This is a genomic window from Polynucleobacter asymbioticus QLW-P1DMWA-1 (assembly GCF_000016345.1).
In the GTDB taxonomy this organism is placed as follows: Bacteria; Pseudomonadota; Gammaproteobacteria; order Burkholderiales; family Burkholderiaceae; genus Polynucleobacter; species Polynucleobacter asymbioticus.
The window spans coordinates 1585598-1608293 of sequence record NC_009379.1 but is presented as its reverse complement, the minus strand read 5'-3'; the positions used below and the strand labels follow the sequence as shown (position 1 = coordinate 1608293).

The 22696-nt window shown below is 44.5% G+C and carries 29 protein-coding genes; 25 read left to right on the top strand and 4 right to left on the bottom strand.

The window, feature by feature from the left end; all coding sequences use genetic code 11:
- The first annotated feature begins 2 nt into the window (after positions 1-2).
- From PNUC_RS08030 to PNUC_RS08020, 3 genes are all read left to right on the top strand, one after another.
- On the top strand, positions 3-1868 hold the full coding sequence (locus tag PNUC_RS08030; RefSeq protein WP_048812285.1) for a TRAP transporter large permease: 1866 nt from the start codon (positions 3-5) through the stop codon (positions 1866-1868).
- A 145-nt stretch (positions 1869-2013) separates the two neighbouring features.
- Positions 2014-2319 carry a hypothetical protein gene (locus PNUC_RS08025; protein ID WP_011903374.1) on the top strand — a complete coding sequence of 102 codons (306 nt, stop codon included), beginning with the start codon at positions 2014-2016 and terminating at the stop codon, positions 2317-2319.
- A gap of 52 nt (positions 2320-2371) precedes the next feature.
- Positions 2372-2632 carry a hypothetical protein gene (locus tag PNUC_RS08020; protein WP_048812143.1) on the top strand — a complete coding sequence of 87 codons (261 nt, stop codon included), beginning with the start codon at positions 2372-2374 and terminating at the stop codon, positions 2630-2632.
- A 110-nt stretch (positions 2633-2742) separates the two neighbouring features.
- Here PNUC_RS08020 and ahpF read toward each other — a convergent pair whose 3' ends face one another.
- Together ahpF and ahpC are read right to left on the bottom strand one after the other, a co-directional pair.
- Positions 2743-4323, bottom strand: a complete 1581-nt coding sequence (gene ahpF, locus PNUC_RS08015) for an alkyl hydroperoxide reductase subunit F (RefSeq protein ID WP_011903372.1) — start codon at positions 4321-4323, stop codon at positions 2743-2745.
- A 100-nt stretch (positions 4324-4423) separates the two neighbouring features.
- Positions 4424-4987, bottom strand: a complete 564-nt coding sequence (gene ahpC, locus PNUC_RS08010) for an alkyl hydroperoxide reductase subunit C (RefSeq protein ID WP_011903371.1) — start codon at positions 4985-4987, stop codon at positions 4424-4426.
- 189 nt (positions 4988-5176) lie between these two features.
- Between ahpC and PNUC_RS08005 the strand changes: the two genes are divergently transcribed.
- The 4 genes from PNUC_RS08005 to PNUC_RS07990 all read left to right on the top strand — a co-directional run bounded on the left by PNUC_RS08005 (position 5177) and on the right by PNUC_RS07990 (position 8412).
- On the top strand, positions 5177-6013 hold the full coding sequence (locus tag PNUC_RS08005) for a hypothetical protein (RefSeq protein ID WP_011903370.1): 837 nt from the start codon (positions 5177-5179) through the stop codon (positions 6011-6013).
- Between the two features lie 176 nt (positions 6014-6189).
- On the top strand, positions 6190-7005 hold the full coding sequence (locus PNUC_RS08000) for a hypothetical protein (RefSeq protein WP_011903369.1): 816 nt from the start codon (positions 6190-6192) through the stop codon (positions 7003-7005).
- 45 nt (positions 7006-7050) lie between these two features.
- Positions 7051-7695, top strand: a complete 645-nt coding sequence (locus tag PNUC_RS07995; RefSeq protein WP_011903368.1) for a lipid-binding SYLF domain-containing protein — start codon at positions 7051-7053, stop codon at positions 7693-7695.
- Positions 7696-7863: 168 nt separating this feature from the next.
- Positions 7864-8412 carry a phasin family protein gene (locus PNUC_RS07990; RefSeq protein WP_011903367.1) on the top strand — a complete coding sequence of 183 codons (549 nt, stop codon included), beginning with the start codon at positions 7864-7866 and terminating at the stop codon, positions 8410-8412.
- Here the strand turns inward: PNUC_RS07990 and PNUC_RS07985 are convergent.
- On the bottom strand, positions 8409-9308 hold the full coding sequence (locus PNUC_RS07985) for a histone deacetylase family protein (protein ID WP_011903366.1): 900 nt from the start codon (positions 9306-9308) through the stop codon (positions 8409-8411). The two genes, PNUC_RS07990 and PNUC_RS07985, sit on opposite strands and share 4 nt — an antisense overlap.
- Positions 9305-9679: a DUF2237 family protein gene (locus PNUC_RS07980; RefSeq protein ID WP_011903365.1), complete on the bottom strand. Its 375-nt coding sequence runs from the start codon at positions 9677-9679 to the stop codon at positions 9305-9307. Before PNUC_RS07980 ends, PNUC_RS07985 begins: the two co-directional genes overlap by 4 nt.
- A 148-nt stretch (positions 9680-9827) precedes the next feature.
- Here PNUC_RS07980 and PNUC_RS07975 point away from each other — a divergent pair, with 148 nt between their 5' ends.
- The 18 genes from PNUC_RS07975 to ccmI all read left to right on the top strand — a co-directional run bounded on the left by PNUC_RS07975 (position 9828) and on the right by ccmI (position 22660).
- On the top strand, positions 9828-10265 hold the full coding sequence (locus PNUC_RS07975) for a DUF2452 domain-containing protein (RefSeq protein ID WP_011903364.1): 438 nt from the start codon (positions 9828-9830) through the stop codon (positions 10263-10265).
- Positions 10266-10299: 34 nt separating this feature from the next.
- A complete protein-coding gene (locus PNUC_RS07970) occupies positions 10300-11280 on the top strand; it encodes a quinone oxidoreductase family protein (protein ID WP_011903363.1) in 981 nt (326 codons plus the stop codon).
- 127 nt (positions 11281-11407) lie between these two features.
- On the top strand, positions 11408-11815 hold the full coding sequence (locus PNUC_RS07965; protein WP_223245975.1) for a carboxypeptidase regulatory-like domain-containing protein: 408 nt from the start codon (positions 11408-11410) through the stop codon (positions 11813-11815).
- Between the two features lie 119 nt (positions 11816-11934).
- Complete coding sequence (locus tag PNUC_RS07960) at positions 11935-12792, top strand: metal-dependent hydrolase (RefSeq protein ID WP_011903361.1); 858 nt, start codon at positions 11935-11937, stop codon at positions 12790-12792.
- A gap of 116 nt (positions 12793-12908) precedes the next feature.
- Positions 12909-13322, top strand: a complete 414-nt coding sequence (locus PNUC_RS07955) for a MarR family winged helix-turn-helix transcriptional regulator (protein ID WP_011903360.1) — start codon at positions 12909-12911, stop codon at positions 13320-13322.
- Between the two features lie 36 nt (positions 13323-13358).
- A complete protein-coding gene (locus PNUC_RS07950) occupies positions 13359-13913 on the top strand; it encodes a flavodoxin family protein (RefSeq protein ID WP_011903359.1) in 555 nt (184 codons plus the stop codon).
- Positions 13913-14461, top strand: a complete 549-nt coding sequence (locus PNUC_RS07945) for a cytochrome b (RefSeq protein ID WP_011903358.1) — start codon at positions 13913-13915, stop codon at positions 14459-14461. Before PNUC_RS07950 ends, PNUC_RS07945 begins: the two co-directional genes overlap by 1 nt.
- A complete protein-coding gene (locus tag PNUC_RS07940; protein ID WP_011903357.1) occupies positions 14448-15026 on the top strand; it encodes a YceI family protein in 579 nt (192 codons plus the stop codon). The genes PNUC_RS07945 and PNUC_RS07940 overlap by 14 nt, the downstream gene beginning before the upstream one ends.
- Before the next feature lie 51 nt (positions 15027-15077).
- Positions 15078-15653 (top strand): YceI family protein, encoded by a 576-nt coding sequence (locus PNUC_RS07935; protein WP_011903356.1) that lies wholly within the window; start codon positions 15078-15080, stop codon positions 15651-15653.
- A gap of 205 nt (positions 15654-15858) precedes the next feature.
- Positions 15859-16506: a cytochrome c biogenesis heme-transporting ATPase CcmA gene (gene ccmA, locus PNUC_RS07930; protein WP_011903355.1), complete on the top strand. Its 648-nt coding sequence runs from the start codon at positions 15859-15861 to the stop codon at positions 16504-16506.
- The gene (ccmB, locus tag PNUC_RS07925; RefSeq protein ID WP_048812141.1) at positions 16503-17168 is read left to right on the top strand and encodes a heme exporter protein CcmB; all 666 of its coding nucleotides are present in this window, start codon (positions 16503-16505) and stop codon (positions 17166-17168) included. The genes ccmA and ccmB overlap by 4 nt, the downstream gene beginning before the upstream one ends.
- Positions 17165-17935 carry a heme ABC transporter permease CcmC gene (gene ccmC / locus PNUC_RS07920; protein ID WP_011903353.1) on the top strand — a complete coding sequence of 257 codons (771 nt, stop codon included), beginning with the start codon at positions 17165-17167 and terminating at the stop codon, positions 17933-17935. Before ccmB ends, ccmC begins: the two co-directional genes overlap by 4 nt.
- Positions 17935-18123: a heme exporter protein CcmD gene (gene ccmD, locus PNUC_RS07915; protein WP_011903352.1), complete on the top strand. Its 189-nt coding sequence runs from the start codon at positions 17935-17937 to the stop codon at positions 18121-18123. Before ccmC ends, ccmD begins: the two co-directional genes overlap by 1 nt.
- Positions 18120-18554, top strand: a complete 435-nt coding sequence (gene ccmE, locus PNUC_RS07910; RefSeq protein ID WP_011903351.1) for a cytochrome c maturation protein CcmE — start codon at positions 18120-18122, stop codon at positions 18552-18554. The genes ccmD and ccmE overlap by 4 nt, the downstream gene beginning before the upstream one ends.
- Positions 18551-20470, top strand: coding sequence for a heme lyase CcmF/NrfE family subunit (locus PNUC_RS07905; RefSeq protein WP_011903350.1), 1920 nt, complete (start codon positions 18551-18553; stop codon positions 20468-20470). The genes ccmE and PNUC_RS07905 overlap by 4 nt, the downstream gene beginning before the upstream one ends.
- Complete coding sequence (locus PNUC_RS07900; RefSeq protein WP_011903349.1) at positions 20467-20997, top strand: DsbE family thiol:disulfide interchange protein; 531 nt, start codon at positions 20467-20469, stop codon at positions 20995-20997. The genes PNUC_RS07905 and PNUC_RS07900 overlap by 4 nt, the downstream gene beginning before the upstream one ends.
- Positions 20994-21476, top strand: coding sequence for a cytochrome c-type biogenesis protein (locus PNUC_RS07895; protein ID WP_011903348.1), 483 nt, complete (start codon positions 20994-20996; stop codon positions 21474-21476). Before PNUC_RS07900 ends, PNUC_RS07895 begins: the two co-directional genes overlap by 4 nt.
- A complete protein-coding gene (gene ccmI / locus PNUC_RS07890; protein ID WP_011903347.1) occupies positions 21473-22660 on the top strand; it encodes a c-type cytochrome biogenesis protein CcmI in 1188 nt (395 codons plus the stop codon). Before PNUC_RS07895 ends, ccmI begins: the two co-directional genes overlap by 4 nt.
- The last annotated feature ends 36 nt before the right edge of the window (positions 22661-22696 follow it).

Sequence of the window (22696 nt, the reverse complement as noted above, 5' to 3'; positions counted from 1 at the left end):
GTCTGCCGTCCTTAGAAAATGAACCAGTACCTACTGGTTCAATAGCCAAGGGCGCTGTCTGGTTGGAAACCATTGTTGCTACCCTCGTTCAATGGGTAGCAGCAGGTTTGGTCTTAGCTTGTATTGGCATTTTGTTTTCCGGGGTGGTGGGGAGGTATGTATTTAACTCCCCGCTCATTTGGTCAGATGAGCTTGCTTCCATTTTATTCTTATGGCTAGCGATGATTGGTTCGGTCATTGCTTTAAAGCGTGGTGAGCATATGCGTATGACGGCTTGCATCAGCAAGCTCACTCCACATAAGCGAATGTATTTCGAGTCATTCGGGATTTTGGCCTGCTTCTTTTATCTGGCCATCATTCTTCGTCCTGCATATCATTTTGCTCTAGATGAATTAATTGTCACTACGCCGTCTTTAGAGATCTCCAATCTTTGGCGCGCTGCAGCCATCCCTTGTGGCGTGATCTTGATGATGTTCTTTTGTCTCTTCCGCTTAGTCAGGATTGGTAGCGTAAAAGTGATTGCAGCGAGTACTCTGTTGATACTGGCAGGCTTCGCTATTTTTTACTATTGTTCTCCCTGGTTTGCAGGGCTTGGAAAATATAATTTACTGATATTTTTTGTTGGTGTCGCTGGCATCAGTATTTTGGCCGGAGTGCCAATTGCCTTTGCCTTTGGCTTGGGGACGGTTGCGTATTTGGGATTGAGTACGCATATGCCTCTATCAGTAGTGATTGGGCGTATGGATGAAGCAATGTCTCATATGGTCTTGCTGGCAGTACCTTTGTTCGTCTTCTTGGGTCTTCTGATGGAGATGACCGGTATGGCTAGGGCAATGATTGCTTTTCTAGCTTCAATGCTTGGACACGTTCGAGGCGGCTTATCGTATGTCTTGGTTGGTGCAATGTATTTGGTATCCGGCATCTCTGGGTCTAAGGCAGCTGACATGGCAGCAATTGCTCCAGCACTCTTTCCTGAAATGAAGAAGACAACTCCACCGGGTGAGTTGGTTGCTTTATTGGCAGCAACTGGCGCGCAAACAGAAACAATTCCACCAAGCTTAGTGTTGATTACGATTGGCTCTGTAACTGGTGTATCGATTGCAGCGTTATTTACAGGTGGTATGTTGCCGGCCTTGATCTTGGGGTTAATCTTATGTGCATTAGTTTGGAGGCGTAATCGTCATGTCCAGATTACTGTTACCAATCGTCCTAAAGCTAGTGAAATATTCAAGCTATTTTTCATTGCCTTTCCAGCGCTGGCTCTGCCGTTCGTCATTCGTGCTGCTGTAGTAGAAGGAGTGGCTACAGCTACCGAGGTATCAACAATTGGTATTGTTTACGGCTTGGTATGTGGCGTATTGGTTTATAGGCAATTTGATCTTAAGCGGATTGTGCCTATGTTGATTGATACAGCATCTTTATCGGGCGCGATTCTATTAATTATTGGCGCTGCTACTGGGATGGCCTGGGGTCTAACGCAATCCGGTTTCTCTCAGGTGGTTGCGCAAATCATGACTGACCTTAATGGCGGCCCCCATTTATTTTTATTCATCTCCATTATTGTGTTTGTGATTTTGGGATCCGTTCTTGAAGGTATTCCGGCTATTGTGTTATTTGGACCATTGTTGTTCCCTGTTGCTCGTCAATTAGGTATTAATGAGGTCCATTATTCAATGGTCGTGATTTTGGCTATGGGTATTGGTTTATTTGCCCCTCCTTTGGGGGTTGGCTATTACGCTGCTTGTGCCATTGGCAAGGTTAACCCAGATGAGGGCGTTAAACCAATCATGGGTTATTTAGTTGCACTAGTGATCGGCACTTTGATCGTGGCATTTGTCCCATGGATTTCTACTGGATTTTTGTCATAAAGCCACATTAGCTTTAAAGAGTTTTTAACTAATACCAGCTTCCCAGCTGGTATTTTTTATTAAGACCCCGTCAACTCCGGCATTCCTATGGACGTTGTAGGAGTAAGAGCTTAGAAAAGTCTCTATACATTGGTAGGGGGTAAAGATGAAAAGAATTCTTGTTTCCTTGGTGGTCGCCGTAACTCTATTCAGTTCAGTTAGCTCAGCAAATGCGCATGGATGGAGAGGGGGCTATGGGGGTGGCTGGCATGGCGGTTGGGCTCCTTTTGCGGTTGGTGCTGTTACAGGTGCCGTAGTTGCTGGTGCATATTACCGACCTCGCCCTATTTATTATGGTCCGCAGGCTTACTATTACCCCCAGCAAAACGTGGCTGCCTTTTGTCCAGAAAATGGCTTGTACTATCCGCAAACCCAGGCTTGCCCTAGTGGCTGGCAAAGAGTAATGAATTAGTAGTTAAGAATATTTCCCACTGCGTATAGAATGTCCAGATGGACCTTTGCGCATGAAATACATTCTTTTGATCTCTTCTGCTATGTTGGTACTCATGGGTTGTTCGGCAGAGCAGACAACACCTCAATTGACTATCCACGATGCAATACCCAGTAATTCAATTAGCGTAGACGATCCCATGCAAATCGCCGGTGCATTAGAGGTAGCAAAAGAGAAATGTAAATCAGAAGGCGGAAATTTAATTGTGATTGATACCCGCTCTCCAGGTGTTACTTATGGAGCAGTGAGGTATACCTGTATCCCTGGAAAATAAGTAGCCCAAGCACTTTTCAAAGACCAAGCAATTTGAATGCTTAACTAAATAAAAAACCCAGAGACTGATCTCTGGGTTTTTTATTGCTACTCGGCATACCCCATGTAGATTTAAGCTGCCACTTTTACCGGAGCCTCTTCGCTTACAGAATGGCGGATGAGGTAATCAAATGCTCCTAATGATGCTTTTGCACCTTCACCCATTGCAATAATGATTTGCTTGTAAGGAACGGTAGTGCAATCGCCGGCTGCAAATATACCGGGAACAGAGGTTTCGCCTTTGGCATCAACCATCACCTCACCACGTGGTGAGAGTTCAACAGCACCTTTTAACCACTCAGTGTTTGGCAATAAACCGATTTGTACGAAGATACCTTCTAGTTCAATTGCATGCTCTTCATTGCTGATGCGATCTTGATAGCGCAAGCCATTTACTTTACTGCCGTCACCCAATACTTCTTTAGTGAGGGCGCTCTTGATAACGGTCACATTCGGTAGGCTAGCTAGTTTTACTTGCAATACAGCGTCTGCGCGAAGCTGACTGTCAAATTCAATGAGGGTAACGTGACTTACTAGACCGGCGAGGTCAATAGCTGCTTCTACACCAGAATTTCCGCCGCCGATTACGGCAACACGTTTACCTTTAAAGAGTGGTCCATCGCAATGCGGGCAATAAGCAACCCCTTTGTTGCGATATTCTTGTTCACCAGGAACATTCATCTCTCTCCAGCGTGCGCCAGTGCTTAAGATAACGGACTTGCTATTTAACACTGCGCCGTTTGCTAACTCAACTTCAATCCCGTTAGCGGTCTTACGCAGTGCATTAGCGCGCTGCAGATTCATAATGTCAACTTCGTAACTCTTGACGTGTTGCTCTAAAGCCTGAACAAGCTTAGGACCTTCTGTGTGCGAAACAGAGATAAAGTTTTCAATTCCTAAGGTATCCATTACCTGGCCACCAAAACGCTCAGCAACGATACCGGTGCGAATACCTTTACGAGCAGCATAAATAGCGGCAGCAGATCCAGCAGGGCCACCGCCAATGACGAGAACATCAAAGCTATCTTTGGCATTGAGTTTGGCGGCCTCTTCCTCTGAGCTTCCAGTATCGAGTTTGGCAACAATTTCTTCTACGCCCATTCTGCCTTGGCCGAATACTTCACCATTGAGAATGACGGTTGGTACGGCCATAATTTGATATTGATCTACTAGACCCTGAAAGAGGGCGCCATCAATCATTTCATGTTCAATCTGTGGATTTAATGCAGCCATGAGATTGAGGGCTTGCACAACATCTGGACAGTTATGGCATGACAAGGAAATAAATGTCTGAAACTTAAATTGACCATTCAAAGTCTTAATGCGTGCAATAACATCTTCTTCAACTTTTGGTGGGTAACCACTGGCTTGCAAAATTGCTAGGATGAAAGAGGTCATTTCATGACCCATTGGCAATCCAGAAAAGGTAATGCGCGCATCACTACCAGACTTGCCAACAGTAAAACTCGGAACATGGCCGCTCTTACCATCTGTTTGGAGGGTGATCTTCTCAGACTGCTCAGCAACTTCAGTGAGGAGTTCAAGCATTTGCGCTGAGGAAGGGCTGCTATCTAAGCTAGCTACAAGAGTGATCGGATCTACGATCTTTTCGAAGTACGCTTTTAATTGGGTTTTGAGATTGGTATCTAACATGATTGCATCCTTGGTATTTATTTCAGTGAGTCTATTGGGCAGGATCTAGTCCTCTCCAATAGACTCTCCGGAGAGAGTCTGATTGGTTGGAGATGCTTACTTAGATCTTGCCTACGAGGTCTAAAGATGGAGTCAATGTAGCTGCGCCTTCTTTCCATTTCGCTGGGCAAACTTCACCTGGGTGAGCAGCTGTGTACTGAGCAGCTTTGAGCTTGCGCAATGTTTCAGATACATCACGTGCGATTTCATTGGAATGAATTTCTGCAGTCTTGATGATGCCTTCTGGATTGATGATGAAAGTGCCACGCAATGCCAGACCTGCTTCAGGAATATGTACGCCAAAAGCATTTGTCAATGTATGTGTTGGATCGCCAACGAGTGGGAACTTCGCTTTACCAACAGCAGGTGATGTCTCATGCCATACTTTGTGTGAGAAATGCGTATCGGTAGTGATGATATAAACTTCTGCGCCCATTTTTTGGAATTCAGCATAGTTTTCTGCTGCATCTTCAATTTCAGTAGGGCAGTTAAATGTAAAAGCTGCTGGCATGAAAATAAAAACTGACCATTTGCCTTTAATGCTCTCGTCGGTCACGGTTACGAACTTGCCATTATGGAAAGCTTCGGTTTTGAATGGTTGAACTGCAGTATTAATGATTGACATAGGGTGCTCCTGTTTTGGTTAATGAATATCTAACAACTTGAGCAATTTTGGACCTTGTCTCTATATTTGTCTAATGAATAAATTAGATATTTATTATCGATTTATTCGATATACAGTTTGAGGCTATTTTTCAGGGGTATTGAGGTACTTATAGGCAATCTGAGGCTTCATTTAATATGACTCCTTCTAATGAAGATTTCGAGCATACCCCTTCCAATTCCGTTGAAATGCTGCCTCGTCATGTTTTTATGGGCGCTTATTTCTATGGCTCATGCTGAAGATCTTCTTGTTCCGATTTCAAAATTTAACAACGATTCGCAAAAGCTCTCTCCCGATTCCGTCTTGGAGTTCTGGGGATACCATGAATACGATGGAAGTGACAATTACCAAAATACTCTCAAGCTGCGTTTTTATACCCCGCTTGAAGTTGGAGACTGGCGAGGAAGATTTCGCTTGGATACATCAGTCGCATCGGACTACAACTCAACTACCTCACCGAATAATGCAACGCAATTTACAACTGGACCCACTCTTATTACAGTTTGGGGCCAAAACCAAACTTTTTTAAATCCCCTGAATGCCCTGGTTGGTGCGCGCGTGGTCTTTCCTTTTGGGAATAACAACCAGTGGGCTGCCGGCCCTCAATTGAGTTGGTCATTCACGCCCCAGATTGATACCCTTCTTCACGTTGCCGATTTTTCTCCTTTGATTCGTTACATGTATGGCTTTTGCGCAAAAAATAATAATTGCACTGGTACTTCAAATCAGACACCCTTAAAGAGAAATCTCGAGCTCTATCCCACTGTGGGATTTCGATTGGGCCCAGCGACGATGCTACGCTTATTAGATGAGAACGGGATCATTTACAACTCCGCTGGAGGTGGCTGGTTTGTGCCTATCGACGCCATGATTACCCATCGCTTGAGCAGTAATCTTGAAGTAGCTATTGGAGCGAGTAAGCAAGTAATCCAAACTTTTCAGCAATACGACTGGATGGCTTACGGCAAGATTTCTTGGAATTTTTAGTCCCTGCAGGTTAATTGCGGGATAGATAGCCACAATCCAGGCCTTTTTCTCCTGATTTTGCATATAAAAAGTATCGCTAAAAGCTATACTAACGGCCTTGCCCATGTGTTGAGTTGGCATATTTTTTGACATCAGGTCAAAAGCTTTTTTCCGGATATATCTATTTAAAACCAAGAATGATGAATAAGAAAATTTTTGCTCCAATTCTTACGGTCTGCGCAATTCTCCTGTCTATAGGGATCGCTCATGCCGATGAAAATTTGAGCCCAATCCCAAATATTTCTGATCAATGGCGTTTTGAGGTCACCCCTTATGCGTGGTTGCCTACCATTGGTTCTACCTTAAGTTATAACGATCGTTATGTAACAACTGCAAGCCTTGATGCCAATAAGGTGCTAAGTAGCTTGAAATCTGGTGCAATGATTGCTGGAGAAGCGCACTACGGAAATTGGGGGGTAATGGGGGATTTCATTACTGCAACCCTGCAAAAATCAGGCACCATTCCCATTACCATTCCGCCAGGTTCGCCGGCAACTCTTGCCGATAAAGGCACAGTACAGTCAACGATTTTGACTGGTGCAGCCACTTACACGCTCTTTAGAAATCAAAACGCATATGTTGATGGTTTGGTTGGTGCTCGCTGGGTCGGTATGACCGCTACTTTAAATCTAGCCCTTAATGGAACGGCTGACAAGCTCAGCGATTCCAGTGCTATGTCAACAGTGGATCCTATAGTCGGCTTTAAAGGGCGGTACCGTATAGCTGACTCTACCTGGTATATCCCAATTTATGGTGATATTGGTGGTGGAGGGGGTACAACCAATATGACCTGGCAGGGAATTCTTGGTGTGGGGAAAACTTTTGAGAAATGGTTGGATGTTTCTCTCGTCTATCGCGGCCTGTATTACGACATGAGGGGTGGCAGCAACAATGGCCTGTTGCAGAAAACGACCTTTCAAGGCCCCCAATTGTCTGCAACATTTAACTTCTAATGTTTCAGGACATATTCTTTCTATTTAATAACCAATCGAGTTCAAATGAAATTTAAATCTATTCTTAGCTACGCTATTGCAGCATTGTCTGCGGCATTCATTCTCTCTGGATGCCAATCTACTGGCGCGGATGGTAAGCCGCTCACTCCAGCCGAAATCATTCAGAAGCGTGATGCCACTATGCAGATGTCAACAACTGGCTTAGATGCTTTGCTGAAGCAGAAGCCGGATGTGAAGAAAGAAATTGATGCAGCTGCAGGCTATGCAGTGTTCGATACTTCTAACTACAACATCGTTTTATTGGTACTCGCTCGTGGCGAAGGTGTTCTATTTGATAAGCGCCGTAAAAATCCAATCTTTATGCAAGCTGTTAAGACGGGTGAGGGTGTTGGCGCTGGATATCAAAAACAATATCAAATTATCATCTTTAAAAATACAACCGCTATTGATCAATTCTTATTGGCTTCTGTTGCAGGACAGCAGGGCGGTGTAGATGTAGAGGCAAATTTCTCTGCCGGTTCTGGTGGCACCATTCGCTCATTTAATCCTGAGATTACCTTCTACACAGTAGGTCTTTCTGGATATGATTTGCAAGCCAACTACGGTGGCGCGCTATTTTTGGTTGATCAGCAATTAAATGATGCGGCAACATTAGCAAGCCTTCCCAAGAAAAAGCCAGCAACTAAGTAATTTCATTAGACGGCAAGCCTTTTTGCCATAAAACCCCAGTTAGCAATGACTGGGGTTTTCTTTTTGGGGCTTTGACGGATTTCTACTGGTATTCCTCTATGGCAACCCCTCATAACGAGAGTAGATTGAGGACGTAAGTAGCGTATCTATCACCCTGAAAGGTCTTATATGAGCAAAAAATCCATGGATATTCCGATGATGGCGAGTCAACAAAAAGTAGTCGATGCCGGTCAAGCGGTAGGGCGTGTGGCTATGGAAAGCGCCCAAGCAATTGCGAAAATTAATCAACAGGCCGCTCAAGAATTTGCTGCACAAATTCAAGCAAGAATGTCAGAGCTAATGAAGACACAAGATCCGAAAGCTGCTTTTGACTATGTACATGCAGAAGTATTGCAAGAGGCTGCTAAAGAGGTGACGCAATATCACCAACAATTATTAGATGCTCTAAAAAGCGGTAATCAAGAATTGGTTGATATTGCTGAAGAGCTGATTCAGTCTTCTAAGGCGGATCTGATTCATTTTGTAAATGATGCGACTAACAATGCACCCATGGGTAGTGAAGCTTATGTTTCAGTATTTAAAACATCATTTAATAATGCCTTACAAAACTTTGAAATGATCCGCGCAGCAATGGCGGATTCATTTACGAACTTTGAGCAGAGCGTTGAAAACGTCTCCAATCTTGCTTCACCCAAGACTTCTAAAAAGAAATCTTAGTAAAGCCCCTGAAATGCCACAGCGGTTTGAATGGTTTGGAAATGAATATCCACAGTAGAGTCTATTTCCTTGCCATAACCGCCTGCCATCGAGAAAGCAACGGATAGTTTGCGGTCTAGTGCAAACTGAAAGACAGTTTCATCTCGTTGGCGCATGCCCTCCTTGCTTAAATTAAGTCTTCCCAGTCGATCCCCCTCGTGAGGATCTGCGCCTGCTAAGTAAATAATGCAATCTGCCTTAAAGCGGGACTCAAGCTCCTCAAGAGCTTTGCATAAAGCATTTAAATACAGCTTGTCCTCACAGCCATCCGGCAGCCCTAGATCTAAATCACTTTGCTCTTTTTTAAAAGGAAAGTTGTTTTCCCCATGAATAGATAAGGTAAAGATAGAGGGGTCGTTTTGTAAGATGGCGGCAGTGCCATTGCCTTGATGAACATCTAAGTCAATTACAGCAATTTTTAAATGGGGGCTGATCTCTTTTTGGAGTGTCCGCGCAGCGATTGCTGAGTCATTAAATACACAAAATCCACTTCCTATTGCCCGATAGGCGTGATGGGTTCCGCCTGCCAGGTTGGCGGCAATGCCTTCCTCTAAAGCAGTCTTGGCAGCGGCTACCGTAGCTCCAGCCGAGCGTCGTGAGCGCTCAACCATTTTTACGCTCCAAGGAAAGCCAATTTCTTTTTGTTCTTGTGGGCTGAGTTTTCCCTCAATCACTTTAATGAGGTATTGGGGATCATGGCAGTACAGAATTTGAGTATCGCTAGCGGCGGGCGCCTCGATTGTCTCTACTGAAGACAGGGTGCCCACTAAATCTCGCAGGCGTGAATATTTCTCCATTGGAAATCGATGTCCTGTTGGCAGGGGTAATACAAAGTGATCTGAGTAATAGGCCTTCAAGATTCACTCGAATATTGTTCCAGCAAACTTAAAGATACCTTTTCCAATGCTTTGATATTAGTGCTCTCTAACTTCACTAGAGGGGCGCAATTCGCTTCAAGCGCTTCGAGCCAACGATTGATACACAGGCACCATTGATCGCCGGCAATGAGACCTGGAAATTGGTATTGAGCCACTGGGGTGATCAGGTTGTTCCCTCTAGCAAGGCTAAATTGCAAAAAATCATTCGTCACAATGGCGCAAATGAGATGACTTCCTGCATCTTCTGCATTGGTTTTGCAGCAGCCATCCCTAAAAAATCCAGTTAAGGGATCAAAAGAGCAGGGCACTAATGGTTGCCCTAAAACGTTGAGCGTCACTTCTCTATTCATGTAATCTTTCTGTAATGGCGCTTTCTGATTGTGCAGTGTATTGATAAGCGGGTGTTCGGCAAAAGTTTCCCTTTTGTGTCACACTTTCTTCACCTAAACAGCTTGCTAAATCTAATTTTGCAATAAAACCAGAGTTCACGGGCAATCCATGAGAATCGAAGATACCGACCCAGCAAGACACGCGGGAATTGAATACCCAATGGAGGTTGGCGCCCCTGTATTTGCTCCAATCAAAGTAGTCGAAGAAAAAGATAAGGCTGTTAATGTTGCGCGCCAAAATGCGAAGCAAGAATACGAGCGCATTATGGAGCAGGCTGAAGTATTGATGAAACAGGCAAGAGCATTACAAGCAAGGTTAGATGCGACGGAAATGGTGCATGGCGCTAAATTTGGCTTTAATCCTATTCATGGAAAAATTTACCACTTGTATTACGACAGCAGAAACGCTACGAATGTCCTGATTCAAAATGGGCCTAAGGAGTGGAGTTGCGGTATTCCTGATGGCTGGACTTATTCCATGGCAGTAAAGAAGTTAGGTGACAGTACTTGGGCGGTGATAGAGGAAGAAAACGCCCTTGTTGTATGATATTTTTCTTAATCTAAATATAAATAGGTGATATGTGACAAAAGCCAGGGTAGTGAGTCTAGATAAGCTAGGCAGTGCAGATGTAATTCAATTAATCGACAAAGAGTTACCAGCGCCATCAAAAGGTGAAGTGCAGATTCGTCAAACCGCAATCGGCTTTAACTTCATCGACGTTTATCAGCGCTCAGGCGTTTACCCACTAGAACTGCCAACTGGTCTTGGGCATGAGGCTGTAGGGGTAGTAGAGACATTGGGTGACGGTGTTACTGGATTGAAGGTTGGTGATCGCGTCATGTATATGAATGCCGGCATTGGTGCTTATGCAAGTGCACGTAATGTACCTGCGGATAAATTGGTTCCAGTCCCAGATCATGTTTCGGATGAAGTTGCTGCAGCAGTTTTCTTCAAAGCGATGACAGCTCAGTATCTCGTTCAAAAAACCTACAAAGTAAAAGCTGGCGATGTTGTTCTGGTTCATGCGGCTGCTGGTGGTGTTGGCCAGATTTTGGCTGGCTGGGCAAAAGCACTAGGCGCCTTTGTAGTGGGCACTGTTGGATCTCCCGCAAAATTTGATGCAGCGAAAGCTGCTGGTTGCGATGCGGTAGTGGATTACTCCAATCCAAATTGGGTTGAGGAGGTTCTCAAAGCAACTGGTGGACGCAAAGCTAATGTGGTCTATGACTCAGTGGCTAAAGATACCTTCTTAGGCTCTTTAGATTGCACTGCTCCATTTGGTACGGTCGCTCTTTTTGGCGCTGCATCAGGACCTGCTCCTGAAATTCAGCCAGAAATTTTGAACAAGAAGGGCTGTCTGTTTTTAACAAGACCTTCTGTATTCCCGCATAACGCGACTGCTGCTTTGTTGCAAGAAAATGCGCGTGCAGTATTTGATGCGATTGCTCAAGGTTACGTCAAGGTGCAAATCGGCGCTAAGTTTCCTTTGGAACAAGCTGCAGATGCTCACCGTGCAGCTGAAGGTAGAAAAGTATCGGGCGCAATTGTATTAATTCCTTAATACTTACCAAGAGCTTAGTATTACCTGGCCCCGCCAATGCGGGGCTTTTTTATTGTCGTTTCTGGCTGTAATATGGAAGAGAACCTGCATCTACCTTTATGAAGAAATAGTTAATATGAAAACCTTAATGAAGTACGCCCTTCAAGTGGCCCTCTACGCTTTTCTGATTTCAAGTGGATTTGTTTCCGCACAAATTCCGGATACGGAATATTCGGAGGGTATTTCTTACATTAGTGGTGGGGTAGGTGAAGGCGAGACGACAGCTATTTTGGCTGAGGCTAAGCAATGGCCCCTGACATTAGAACTTTCTCAACTTGAAAATGGTCGGGGTGTGTGGATATTTGGGGTCAAGATCAAAGTAATGAATACCAAAGGGAAGGCTGTTTTTGATGCCATAGCTGATGGTCCTTACATGCTGATTAATCTCGAGCCAGGAGACTATGCCATCGAGGGAAGTTATCAAGAGGTGACTCAAAAGAGGGTGGTGAGCATCAAAGCAAATTCTTCCCAAAAGATTTCTATATTTTGGAAGTAAAGCTGAGAACCTTGCCTTGTTGGGTAACGAAATTGTTGCAACGCCGCACAAGATGGGATTTCTAATTTCAGATATAGTTTTCCCATCGACATAAATACAAAAATATAGGAGGCAGTGAGATGGTAAATATTCTTAAGAAGCGTGCATTTGGCGGCGCTATCTTGGCAGCCCTGCTGTTGGCTTCAAGCGCGTACGTAGGGGCGCAAAGTGCTCCAGCTGCTGGCGCACAGGGAAAGACAGAATTGCTATGGTTTGGTCAGGCCGGTTTCCGTATCAAAACCCCTCAAGGCAAGATGATCCTGATTGACCCATGGATTACCGGTGGACCTAAAACACCTCCAATGTATAAAAACGATTTAGCAGCGATTGGTCCGATTGATCTTTTGCTGGTAACTCATGCCCACGTTGATCATCTTGGTGATGCGCCTACTATTGCCAAAACTAATAATACGAAGTTGTATGGCCCTGCCGATATGGTGACCCCCCTTACAACCTTAGGCGTCTTACCAGCGGAGTTGGGTTATCGTTTTAATAAGACTGGTCAAGTAACACCTTTACCGGGTATTAAAGTTACTGCAGTTCAAGCAGAGCATTCTTCTCTATTAGTTTGGAAAAATCCCGCTACTGATAAGTTGGAGTCACATCCTGCTGGTGAGCCAATGGGTTACATCATCGAACTTGAGAATGGTTTCAAGATTTGGCATATGGGCGATACCGGATTATTTAGTGACATGAAATTTATTAGCGAACACTACAAGCCGGATTTAGTGCTGATTCCTATTGGCGGTAATTTCACTATGGCGCCTGATGATGCAGCTTATGCACTTCGCACTTGGGTGAAGCCAAAAATGGTGATACCAATGCATTACAACTCCAACCCAATGACCAAGGGGACATTGGCAGAGTTTCAGGCGGCTATGAAAGGCAGCAACATTAAAGTCATCCCCATGACCGAAGGCGAAACGGTTCAGTTCTAAGGTTTACTTGGATTGAAGCTAAAACCCCACATTTATTGTGGGATTTTTTTTGACCCGCTTGATATTAGTTCGTACTAGTACTAAACTAGTTCTAACTAGTACTTTTAATCTACCCAATGAACTTTTTACCAACCCTGCGCAGCCTGGTGTCGACCTATCAAGCGTTTGAGCATTACTCTGCGCCCAATGTAAAGGCATTGGGGCTGACGATGACCCAATTTGATGTGATAGCCACCTTGGGTAATCAGCCACCTATGACTTGCAAAGAGTTGGGCGAGAAAACCCTAGTTACTAAGGGAACTTTGACCGGTGTGTTGGAGCGCCTACAGACAAAAGGCATTTTGGAGAGGAAGATTAATCCAGAAGATGGTCGTAGTCAGATGATCGGATTGACAGAAAAAGGGCAGAAGTTGTTTGAAAAAGTATTTCCAGAACACCTAAGGCATCTTGATAGAGCATTTAAAAATTTATCAGCAGAGCAACTAAAGCAAGTTGAAGATTCATTAAGTCTATTGAAAAACATTTTTTAATTAAGTTTTTATTAAACATTACTCAAGGAGAAACGCATGACTAAAGTAGCGGTCGTATTTCATAGTGGCTATGGTCACACAGTAAAACAAGCAGAGGCTATTGCCAAAGGCGCTAATGGTACTCTGGTGGCAATTGATGCTGAGGGCAATATTACTGATGCTCAATGGGTAACGCTAAATGAGGCCGACGCGATTGTTTTCGGCTCTCCAACCTATATGGGGACTGTGAGTTGGCAATTTAAGAAGTTCGCTGATGCGAGCTCTAAACAATGGTTTTCACAGCAGTGGAAAGATAAGGTATTCGGCGGCTTTACCAATTCCGCAACTATGAATGGTGACAAACATTCCACCTTGCATTATTTCTTTACCTTAGCAATGCAGCACTCTGGATTATGGGTCGGAACAGGCTTAATGCCATCCAATGCAAAATCAGCCAAGCGCGATGATGTGAACTATGTTGGCTCATCTGCTGGCGCAATGATGACAACACCGTCCGATGCAAGTGCTGATGAAGTAAATCCTGGGGATTTGGAAACGGCGCGTTTGTATGGTGAACGTATAGCCAAGATTACTAAGCAGTTGCGTGGCTAATGACTAATACACGATATTCGACTATCGCCATCCTGTTGCATTGGGTCATGGCAATCCTTGTTTTAGTTACATGGTCTATTGCGATCGTGGTAAGCGATTTGCCATTAAGCCCTACTCGAATCACTGGGCTGAGTTGGCATAAATGGCTGGGCACCACCATCTTTTTCTTGGTGCTTGTGCGTATCCTTTGGCGCCTGACCCATCCAGCCCCCGCTCTCAAGACAAGCATGCCCGCTTGGCAAGAAAAAGTCATGCAATTAACCCATTTAGCCCTGTACCTCCTGATGCTGGCTATTCCAGTGGTTGGCTGGTTAATGAGTTCTGCTAAAGGCTATACCGTTAATTATTTCGGCCTTTTTGAATTGCCTGATCTGGTTTCTCAAGATAAAGCACTGGGCCATCAATTAAAGGAAGTACATGAATTTTTGGCAAATGGTTTAATGGCTTTGGTTGGCTTACATGTTTTGGCTGCATTAAAGCACCAATTTGTTGATAAAGACCATTTACTCAGTCGGATGTCTTTTAAAAAGTCGCATGATGAAAAATAAACTTATTAGTACATTCTTTATTGCAACACTTTCTGTCTTAACCATTTTTTCAAGCAGTCTTTGTGCTGCTGAATATACGGCTATTGACCTGGGTAAAAGCAAAATTACTTTTACTAGTAAATTGATGGGCTCAAAACTCTCGGGTAGCTTTGGAAAGTTTTCTGGAAAAGTAGTTTTTAATTCGGATGAACCAGAAAAAGCCAAAGCCAACTTGGTGATTGACCTTTCTAGTTTTAATGCTGGTGGCGAAGAGTTGCAAGACGAAGCAAAAGGTAAGGATTGGTTCAATACTAAGCTTTATCCAAGCGCCAATTTCGTTTCAGAATCTGTGAAGGTGGTTAGCAGCGGTAACCTTGAAATACACGGCTCGCTTACCATGAAAGGTAAGTCTGTCCCAGTACTTGTGGCTGCTAAGTATCAAGCTCAAGGCAAACAAATGGTATTCGATGCCACTTTTCAGCTATTGCGCCTGGACTATGCCTTAGGTACAGGAACGTGGTCTGATACAGCAGCCGTGGCAAACGAGGTGCCGGTTAAGGTCATTCTCGTGCTCAATCAAAAATAACTTTATTAAGCAACCTATTTTTTTATTACATTTTTTATATCGGAGAAATACATGAAATCTAAATTACTTATCGCCTTATTTGCTGCAGTAGGCATTGCTACTTCTGTTTACGCAGCACCAACTACTTACACTGCTGATGCAAATCACACATTTGCGCAATTTGAATATAACCATTTAGGTTTTTCAAATCAGACTAGCCGCTTTAATAACGTAACCGGCACCGTAACAATTGATCAGGCTGCAAAAAAGGGAAGTGCGGATATCACTATTGACACCAAGTCAGTCGATACTGGATCAACTGTTTTTAATAGTCATATTCAGAGCGAAGATTTTTTATCTACGACACAATTTCCAACGGCAACCTTTCAATCGAATGACATAATTTTTAAAGGTGATAAACCCGTTGAATTGAAAGGTGTTTTGACGCTCAAGGGTGTAAGCAAGCCAGTGACCTTAAAAGTAAGTAATTTTGAGTGCAAAAAGCACCCAATGACTGGCGCTGACTATTGCGGCGCTAATGCAGTGACTAAGGTAAAACGTACTGAGTTCAATATGGGTAAATATGCTCCGAATGTAGGCGACGATGTCACTATTACGATTGCTATCGAGGCAGCCAAAAAAGAGTAATTCAAGGAGAAGGCTGGATATCTCAGCCCAATCTCAGGAAAAACCACCTTCGGGTGGTTTTTATTTACCTTCGTACTCGTTTATAATGCTGTAAGCAATTGAATTAAAAGAGAATATTCTTAAAAAATCGATTTCAGCGGGTTTGACAGTCCTTGGGGGCTCTTGGACAATGCTTGAGGCGGTTTGATTCAAGCCTAAACCACTCATGACAGCCAATATTTCTCCAACTATCAGCAAAACCAGTGCAGCGCTAGAGGCGCTTGCTTTGACCTGTGTCCGTGGCGAAAAACAGCTATTTGCTGACTTAAGTTTTCAGGTTAGCTCTGGAGAATGCCTGCATGTCCGCGGGGAGAATGGTGTAGGTAAGACGAGTTTATTGCGTTTGCTGACAGGTTTATCCAAACCGGAGTCTGGAGATGTGCTCTGGAATCAGCAATCGATTTCCTCAGAGTCTCAGACTTATCATCGCGACTTACTATTTTTGGGACATCGAGATGCACTCAAGGAAGACCTCACCGCTTTAGAGAATTTAAAAATGTGTGCCGCTATCGATGACGTAGTGCTTTCGGATGAAAATGCCATGGCAGCTTTACGCCGTTTTGGCTTACGCGGTCGCGAGCATTTACCTGTTCATTGTTTATCAGCGGGTCAAAAGCGTAGGGTGCTGATGGCTCGCTTGGTAACACGTCAAGCGCGCTTATGGATTTTAGATGAGCCATTTAATGCGCTCGACATCCATGCAGTAGCAGAGCTAGAGACTCTCATTACAGCTCATTTGATGCTGGACGGAATAGTGATCTTGACTAGCCATCAGCCTATAAATCTATTGAACTTAAAGGTGCTCGATTTATGAGCGGCTTGTTAGCGATGATTCATCGTGATCTTCTCTTGGTTATGCGCCGCAAGAGCGAAGTATTGACGGCCTTGTTTTTCTTTGTGGTGGTTACGAGTTTGTTTCCTTTGGGTATCGGAGCTGACGCAGCTTTATTACGCAAGGTTGCCCCAGGGGTAATCTGGGTTGCCGCACTGCTATCGACTTTATTAGGCTTGCAGAGAATGTTTGCGGCTGACTACGCCGACGGCGCCTTGGAGCAAATCGCTTTATCTCCTCAGCCTATGGTCTTGCTCGTGACTGGAAAAATCATTGCACACTGGATGGTGTGTGGGCTACCGTTGGTAATATTGGCCCCTATTATTGGCATACAGTTTGATTTAGGGACTAACTCCTTATATGTATTAATGGCGACCTTGTTATTAGGTACCCCAGTATTGTCCTTATTAGGCTCTATCGGCGCTGCTCTGACTCTCGGGGTAAGGGGTGGCAGCGTACTGATGAGCTTGTTGATTCTCCCTCTATATATCCCTGTATTGATTTTTGGCGCTGGTGCCGTCTATGCGCAAAGTGTTGGGTTAGAAACCTCCGGTCATTTTTCCTTGCTCGGCGCGTTATTAATTTTGGCTTTAGCATTTGTACCTTGGGTCAGCACTGCTGCTGTAAAGATCGCAATTGAATGAGTAATGTGAATAATTTTTCGAATAGCCGTTTGATTAACTGGTTTAAGTTATCCAGTCCTAGCACCTTTTATCCAGTTGCTGGAAAGCTGATCCCCATTTTTTGGATCTTAACTGCGCTCTTCGGTATTGCTGGTCTTTGGGTCAGTTTTTTTGTTGCACCAGTAGATGCGGTGCAAGGACAGGGTTACCGCATTATCTTTATTCATGTCCCCGCATCTTGGATGTCCATGTTTATTTATTTGGTGATGGCAATGTGGGCTGGACTAGGCCTTGTATTTAATACGCGTCTATCAGCGATGATGGCGCAAGCATTAGCACCGATTGGTGCTTGGATGACATTCATATCCTTATGGACCGGGGCCTTTTGGGGTAAACCAATGTGGGGTGCTTGGTGGGTGTGGGACGCGCGCCTCACATCTGAATTAATTTTGCTGTTTCTATATTTGGGCTTTATTGCCCTGCAAGCTTCTATTGATAACCCAAGAAGAGCTGATAAGGCGGGTGCTATTCTTGCTTTAGTTGGCGTGGTCAATATCCCCGTTATTTATTTTTCAGTGAAGTGGTGGAATACCTTGCACCAAGGCGCCTCTGTTTCTTTGACAAAATCCCCTGCGATGGCTCAAACCATGCTCTTAGGAATGTTATTGATGGCGCTGTGTTTCTGGATGTATTCGATTGCAGTTGGATTAATGCGAGTACGTACCATTATTTTGGAGCGTGAATCCCATACCGATTGGGTGAGACAATTGGATGAGGTAAAAAATTAATGTGGAATAGTCCTGAAGAGTTTTTGGCAATGGGTGGCTACGCACTGTATGTGTGGAGCAGCTTCGGCGTTTGCGCGGCTGTATTATTAATAGAGCCCTTATCTATCCGTGCTCGCAATAGGGTCATTATTCGTAGACTTCAACAAGAGCGTTTAGCTGATCAGTTTGATAAAGAGGGTGGCAATTGAAGCCTAGACATAAGCGTGCCCTGATGATTGTTGCAGCCCTCGCGGTGATTGGTATTGCAGCACTCCTGATTCTGAATGCACTCAATAGCAATATCGCTCTTTATGTCACTCCAAGCGATGTGGTTGCTGGTAAAGCGCCACAAGGCCAAGCTTTTCGAATTGGCGGCTTGGTGAAGGAAGGCTCTTTGAAGCGCGACGGATTAACGGTGCACTTTGTGATTACCGATTTAGTAAAAGACATCCCTGTTTCTTATACCGGTATTCTTCCAGATTTATTTAAAGAGGGTAAGGGCGCAGTAATACAAGGAAACCTCAATCCCCAAGGTGAATTTATTGCTAGCGAAGTATTGGCTAAGCATGATGAAAATTACATGCCACCTGAAGCAAAGCATGCTCTTGAGCAGGCGCAAAAAAATGGAAGCGCTAAATGATTCCTGAGTTTGGACATTACGCACTCATTCTGGCTCTATGCATCTCCTTAATTCAGGGGGTATTACCTTTGCTCGGAGCGCATTATGGTCGCCGTGAATGGTTGGTATTGGCTAGACCTGCTGCCCAAGCCTTATTTTTATTATTAGCGATTGCCTTTGGAATCTTGGCATGGAGTTTTTACGTTAATGATTTTTCTGTGCTTTATGTAGCCGAGCACTCTAACTCCCAATTGCCGGTAATTTATCGCTTAGGGGCGGTCTGGGGCGGACATGAAGGCTCGCTACTTCTGTGGATCTTTTTATTAAGTACCTGGACTATCTTAGTGGCGCAACTCTCTAAAGCTTTAGACGAGTTCATGGTGGCACGAGTGATTGGTGTCTTAGGTTTGGTTGCTAGTGGTTTATTGCTATTTGTTTTAACTACTTCCAATCCTTTTGAGCGTTTACTGCCTGCAGCGCAAGATGGCCGTTCACTAAATCCTTTATTGCAAGATCCCGGATTAGTGTTTCATCCGCCAATGCTCTATATGGGATACGTCGGTTTTTCAGTGGCCTTTGCTTTTGCTATTGCGTCATTGTTATCTGGCCGATTGGATGCCGCTTGGGCTCGCTGGTCTAGACCTTGGACCACTGCAGCGTGGGTATTTTTAACTCTCGGTATAGCACTGGGTTCTTGGTGGGCTTATTACGAATTGGGTTGGGGTGGTTGGTGGTTTTGGGATCCTGTAGAAAACGCTTCATTTATACCTTGGCTGGTCGGCACCGCTTTATTGCATTCATTGGCGGTTACTGAAAAGCGTGGTGGCTTCAAAAGCTGGACAGTGTTACTGGCGATCACTGCGTTCTCACTCTCTTTATTGGGAACATTTTTAGTGCGCTCTGGGGTACTCACTTCAGTGCATGCCTTTGCAACTGATCCACGACGCGGTATTTTTATTCTGATTTTTCTTTCCTTGGTGGTGGGTTCTTCATTAACCCTCTATGCATGGCGAGCACCTAAAAGTTCCTTGGGCGGCAAATTTAATTTGAGCTCAAGAGAGACTTTTATCTTGCTAGGAAATGTATTTTTAGTAGTGTCCGCAGGCTCAGTACTGCTAGGAACGCTCTATCCATTATTAATTGATGCATTACACCTTGGGAAGATTTCAGTAGGCCCCCCGTATTTCAATAGCGTATTTGTGCCGATCATGGTTCCCTTGTTGGTTCTCATGGGAATAGGCCCTTGGACTAATTGGAAAAATACTAATCTAATCCTTGTGATTAAGCGCCTTTGGTTAGCAGGATTAGTTGCAGTAATTGCTGGAGTGCTGATACCACTAATCATGGGCCAATTTACTTGGCTTGCCGGGCTTGGTTTTCTACTAGCATTTTGGGTCATTGCTTCCGGATGTATGCAGATTGTTCGTCAGGCCAAAGCAGGCAAGCCAACGCGTTCATTTATCGGTATGCAAATAGCTCATCTCGGGATTGCCATCTTTGTGATTGGCGTCACGATGGTAGGTGCTTATCAAGAGGAAAAAGATGTTCGCATGTTGGCTGGTGAATCGGTGACTGTTGGTGGATATCAAATTCAGCTCCAAGGCGTTAATCCTGTAGCCGGACCGAATTACAAAGCGATACGAGGTAGCTTTTTATTGAGCAAGGATGGCGTTGCCCAAGCAACCCTAAACCCTGAGAAGCGTAGCTATTTTTCTTCTACGATGCCCATGACTGAAGCGGCAATCAATGCAGGCTTAACCAGAGATATTTATGTTTCTTTGGGTGAAGAACTCGACGATAAATCTTGGGCTGTTAGGGTTTATTACAAGCCGTTTGTTGATTGGATTTGGGGCGGATGTTTATTGATGGCCTTGGGTGGTGTTTTGGCGATATCCGATAAGCGCTATCGCATCAAATTAAAAAGAGTGGGTTCATGAAACTGAAATTTCTGATCCCTTTATTACTATTTGTGATCTTGGTAGGTTTCTTGGCGATTGGTTTGAACCGCGATCCCCATGAACTGCCTTCTCCATTAATTGGTAAGCCTGCACCCGCTTTTCAAGTTCCGCAGTTAGAGCAAGCTAACAAAACCTTCTCACCAGAAAGCCTCAAGGGCCAAGTTTGGATCCTCAACGTTTGGGCATCTTGGTGTGTTGCATGTCGTGAAGAACACCCTATGTTGCTTCAGTTGTCTAAGGCACAAATTGCGCCGTTGATTGGCTTGGATTACAAAGATCAGCGTGATGATGCGCTAGCGATGTTGGCTAGACAAGGTAACCCGTACACACTCTCCGCATTTGATGGTAATGGGCGCGTAGGCATTAATTATGGGGTTTATGGTGTGCCAGAGACTTATGTGATTGATAAGGCTGGAATTATTCGCTTCAAGCAGATCGGCCCTATTACTACTGAGATCTTGCACCAGAAAATCTACCCATTAATCAATGAGCTTAAAAAATCATGAAGCAATTTTTTTTCATGCTCATTCTTGCGGTTGGTATGCAGTTCGCTAGCGCTAAAGATGCTGTTCCATTGGCAGAAGATCCGGTAACGGAGCAACGGTTGATCAGCATTTCCGAGGAAATGCGCTGCTTAGTTTGTCAGAACGAATCCTTGGCTGGATCTCGTTCAGATCTGGCAAATGATCTTCGTGCCGAGATTCGCACCCTGATTCGTGAGGGTAAGACAGATGATCAAATTAGGTCATTTATGGTTGAGCGTTATGGTGATTTTGTTTTGTATCGTCCTCCTGTAAAGCCTATAACTTGGCTGCTCTGGATAGGACCATTTGTCATTTTGGCATTTGGGATCGCCGGTTTACTGATTTACTTGCGCCGTCGCAATGCTCTGGTAGCACCCAAAACACTGACTACTGATGACAATAAAAAAATTGATGACTTACTCAATGCTATTGCACCAGATGATGGGGATAAAAAAGCATGACTAGTTTCTTGATCGCCGCTTTCTTATTGCTGGTCTTAGTATTCGTATTGCTGCTCAGGCCATTTATTTATGCTGGCAAAGATGAGGGAACCTCACGTCGCCAAATGAATGCTGCAATTTATCGTGACGAACTTGAGAAGCTTGAGACTGAATGCATCGCAGGTGCTATTAATGTCCAAGAGTATGAGATGAGTCATGCGGAAATGCGCCAACGTCTTTTTCAGGATACGACCGAGGAGGATGACCGGGCCACCATGGGGTCTCCAGCCAAGACGGTGATTGGCATCTGCATCTTCATTACATTGATTTCAGTTGGACTGTATATTTTCTTAGGGGATGGCGTGCGGGTTGCGCAACAGGCATCTCAAAAGCCGGTGTCTCAAGAAGCGGTACAAAAAATGGTGGCTGAATTTGCTGCCAAGATGGAACAAGATCCAGATAATTTAAAAGGGTGGGCTATGTTGGCGCGCTCTTATCGGATCTTAGGCCGCACAGAAGATGCTGCAAAAGCCTATGGGCGTGCTGGAACCTATCTGGATTCAGATCCAGAGCTATTGGCTGAGTATGCCGATACCTTGGCAACCATTGCCAATGGCAATTTTTCTGGCAAGCCCTTGCAACTAATTAATCAAGCACTAAAGATCGACCCGAATAATTTCTTAGCGCTTTGGTTATCCGGAACGGCATCGTATACCTCTGGTAATTACAAGGCAGCAGTACAAACTTGGGAAAAACTATCTAAACAATTACCCCCTAATACTGACGAAGCTCGTGCTATTGAGGGCTCAATTGCCGAAGCGCGAACCAAAGGCGGACTATCCGCTCCAGCAGTAGCATCAACTGGAAAAGGGATTAGTGGCGTAGTGGAGTTATCAGCTGAACTTAAGTCTAAAGTGAAACCAGGTGATGTTCTGATGGTGATTGCGCGTCAACCGGGTGAGCGGATGCCGGTAGCCGTTCTACGTGAATCTGCTGCCGAGTTTCCAATGCGCTTTGCTTTAAATGATGCTTTGGCCATGAATCCCAATCAGCCGCTTTCAAAGCTGCCTGAGGTTACGCTTGAAGTGAGAATATCTAAAACTGGAATGGCTAAGCCTGAGGCTGGAGATTTGCTGTCTTCTCCGCAGACTGTTAAGGTTGGCGCTAATCAAGTGCATTTGATTGTTAATCAAGTTCGGCAGTAGTTTGTGCGCGAGCTTGTTGCTTAATTCATATTTGAA

Coding starts and splice junctions, on each gene's coding strand:
- PNUC_RS07895 (WP_011903348.1), top strand. CDS start 20,994: ATGAAGCAATTTTTTTTCATGCTCATTCTTGCGGTTGGTATGCAGTTC.
- PNUC_RS07980 (WP_011903365.1), bottom strand. CDS start 9,679: ATGAATAGAGAAGTGACGCTCAACGTTTTAGGGCAACCATTAGTGCCC.
- PNUC_RS07945 (WP_011903358.1), top strand. CDS start 13,913: ATGACTAATACACGATATTCGACTATCGCCATCCTGTTGCATTGGGTC.
- PNUC_RS07965 (WP_223245975.1), top strand. CDS start 11,408: ATGAAGTACGCCCTTCAAGTGGCCCTCTACGCTTTTCTGATTTCAAGT.
- PNUC_RS07960 (WP_011903361.1), top strand. CDS start 11,935: ATGGTAAATATTCTTAAGAAGCGTGCATTTGGCGGCGCTATCTTGGCA.
- PNUC_RS08025 (WP_011903374.1), top strand. CDS start 2,014: ATGAAAAGAATTCTTGTTTCCTTGGTGGTCGCCGTAACTCTATTCAGT.
- ccmC (WP_011903353.1), top strand. CDS start 17,165: ATGAGTAATGTGAATAATTTTTCGAATAGCCGTTTGATTAACTGGTTT.
- PNUC_RS07975 (WP_011903364.1), top strand. CDS start 9,828: ATGAGAATCGAAGATACCGACCCAGCAAGACACGCGGGAATTGAATAC.
- PNUC_RS07950 (WP_011903359.1), top strand. CDS start 13,359: ATGACTAAAGTAGCGGTCGTATTTCATAGTGGCTATGGTCACACAGTA.
- PNUC_RS08005 (WP_011903370.1), top strand. CDS start 5,177: ATGAAGATTTCGAGCATACCCCTTCCAATTCCGTTGAAATGCTGCCTC.
- PNUC_RS08020 (WP_048812143.1), top strand. CDS start 2,372: ATGAAATACATTCTTTTGATCTCTTCTGCTATGTTGGTACTCATGGGT.
- ccmA (WP_011903355.1), top strand. CDS start 15,859: ATGACAGCCAATATTTCTCCAACTATCAGCAAAACCAGTGCAGCGCTA.
- ccmB (WP_048812141.1), top strand. CDS start 16,503: ATGAGCGGCTTGTTAGCGATGATTCATCGTGATCTTCTCTTGGTTATG.
- PNUC_RS07940 (WP_011903357.1), top strand. CDS start 14,448: ATGATGAAAAATAAACTTATTAGTACATTCTTTATTGCAACACTTTCT.
- PNUC_RS07995 (WP_011903368.1), top strand. CDS start 7,051: ATGAAATTTAAATCTATTCTTAGCTACGCTATTGCAGCATTGTCTGCG.
- ahpC (WP_011903371.1), bottom strand. CDS start 4,987: ATGTCAATCATTAATACTGCAGTTCAACCATTCAAAACCGAAGCTTTC.
- PNUC_RS08000 (WP_011903369.1), top strand. CDS start 6,190: ATGATGAATAAGAAAATTTTTGCTCCAATTCTTACGGTCTGCGCAATT.
- ccmI (WP_011903347.1), top strand. CDS start 21,473: ATGACTAGTTTCTTGATCGCCGCTTTCTTATTGCTGGTCTTAGTATTC.
- PNUC_RS07990 (WP_011903367.1), top strand. CDS start 7,864: ATGAGCAAAAAATCCATGGATATTCCGATGATGGCGAGTCAACAAAAA.
- PNUC_RS07905 (WP_011903350.1), top strand. CDS start 18,551: ATGATTCCTGAGTTTGGACATTACGCACTCATTCTGGCTCTATGCATC.
- PNUC_RS07955 (WP_011903360.1), top strand. CDS start 12,909: ATGAACTTTTTACCAACCCTGCGCAGCCTGGTGTCGACCTATCAAGCG.
- PNUC_RS07935 (WP_011903356.1), top strand. CDS start 15,078: ATGAAATCTAAATTACTTATCGCCTTATTTGCTGCAGTAGGCATTGCT.
- ahpF (WP_011903372.1), bottom strand. CDS start 4,323: ATGTTAGATACCAATCTCAAAACCCAATTAAAAGCGTACTTCGAAAAG.
- PNUC_RS07900 (WP_011903349.1), top strand. CDS start 20,467: ATGAAACTGAAATTTCTGATCCCTTTATTACTATTTGTGATCTTGGTA.
- ccmD (WP_011903352.1), top strand. CDS start 17,935: ATGTGGAATAGTCCTGAAGAGTTTTTGGCAATGGGTGGCTACGCACTG.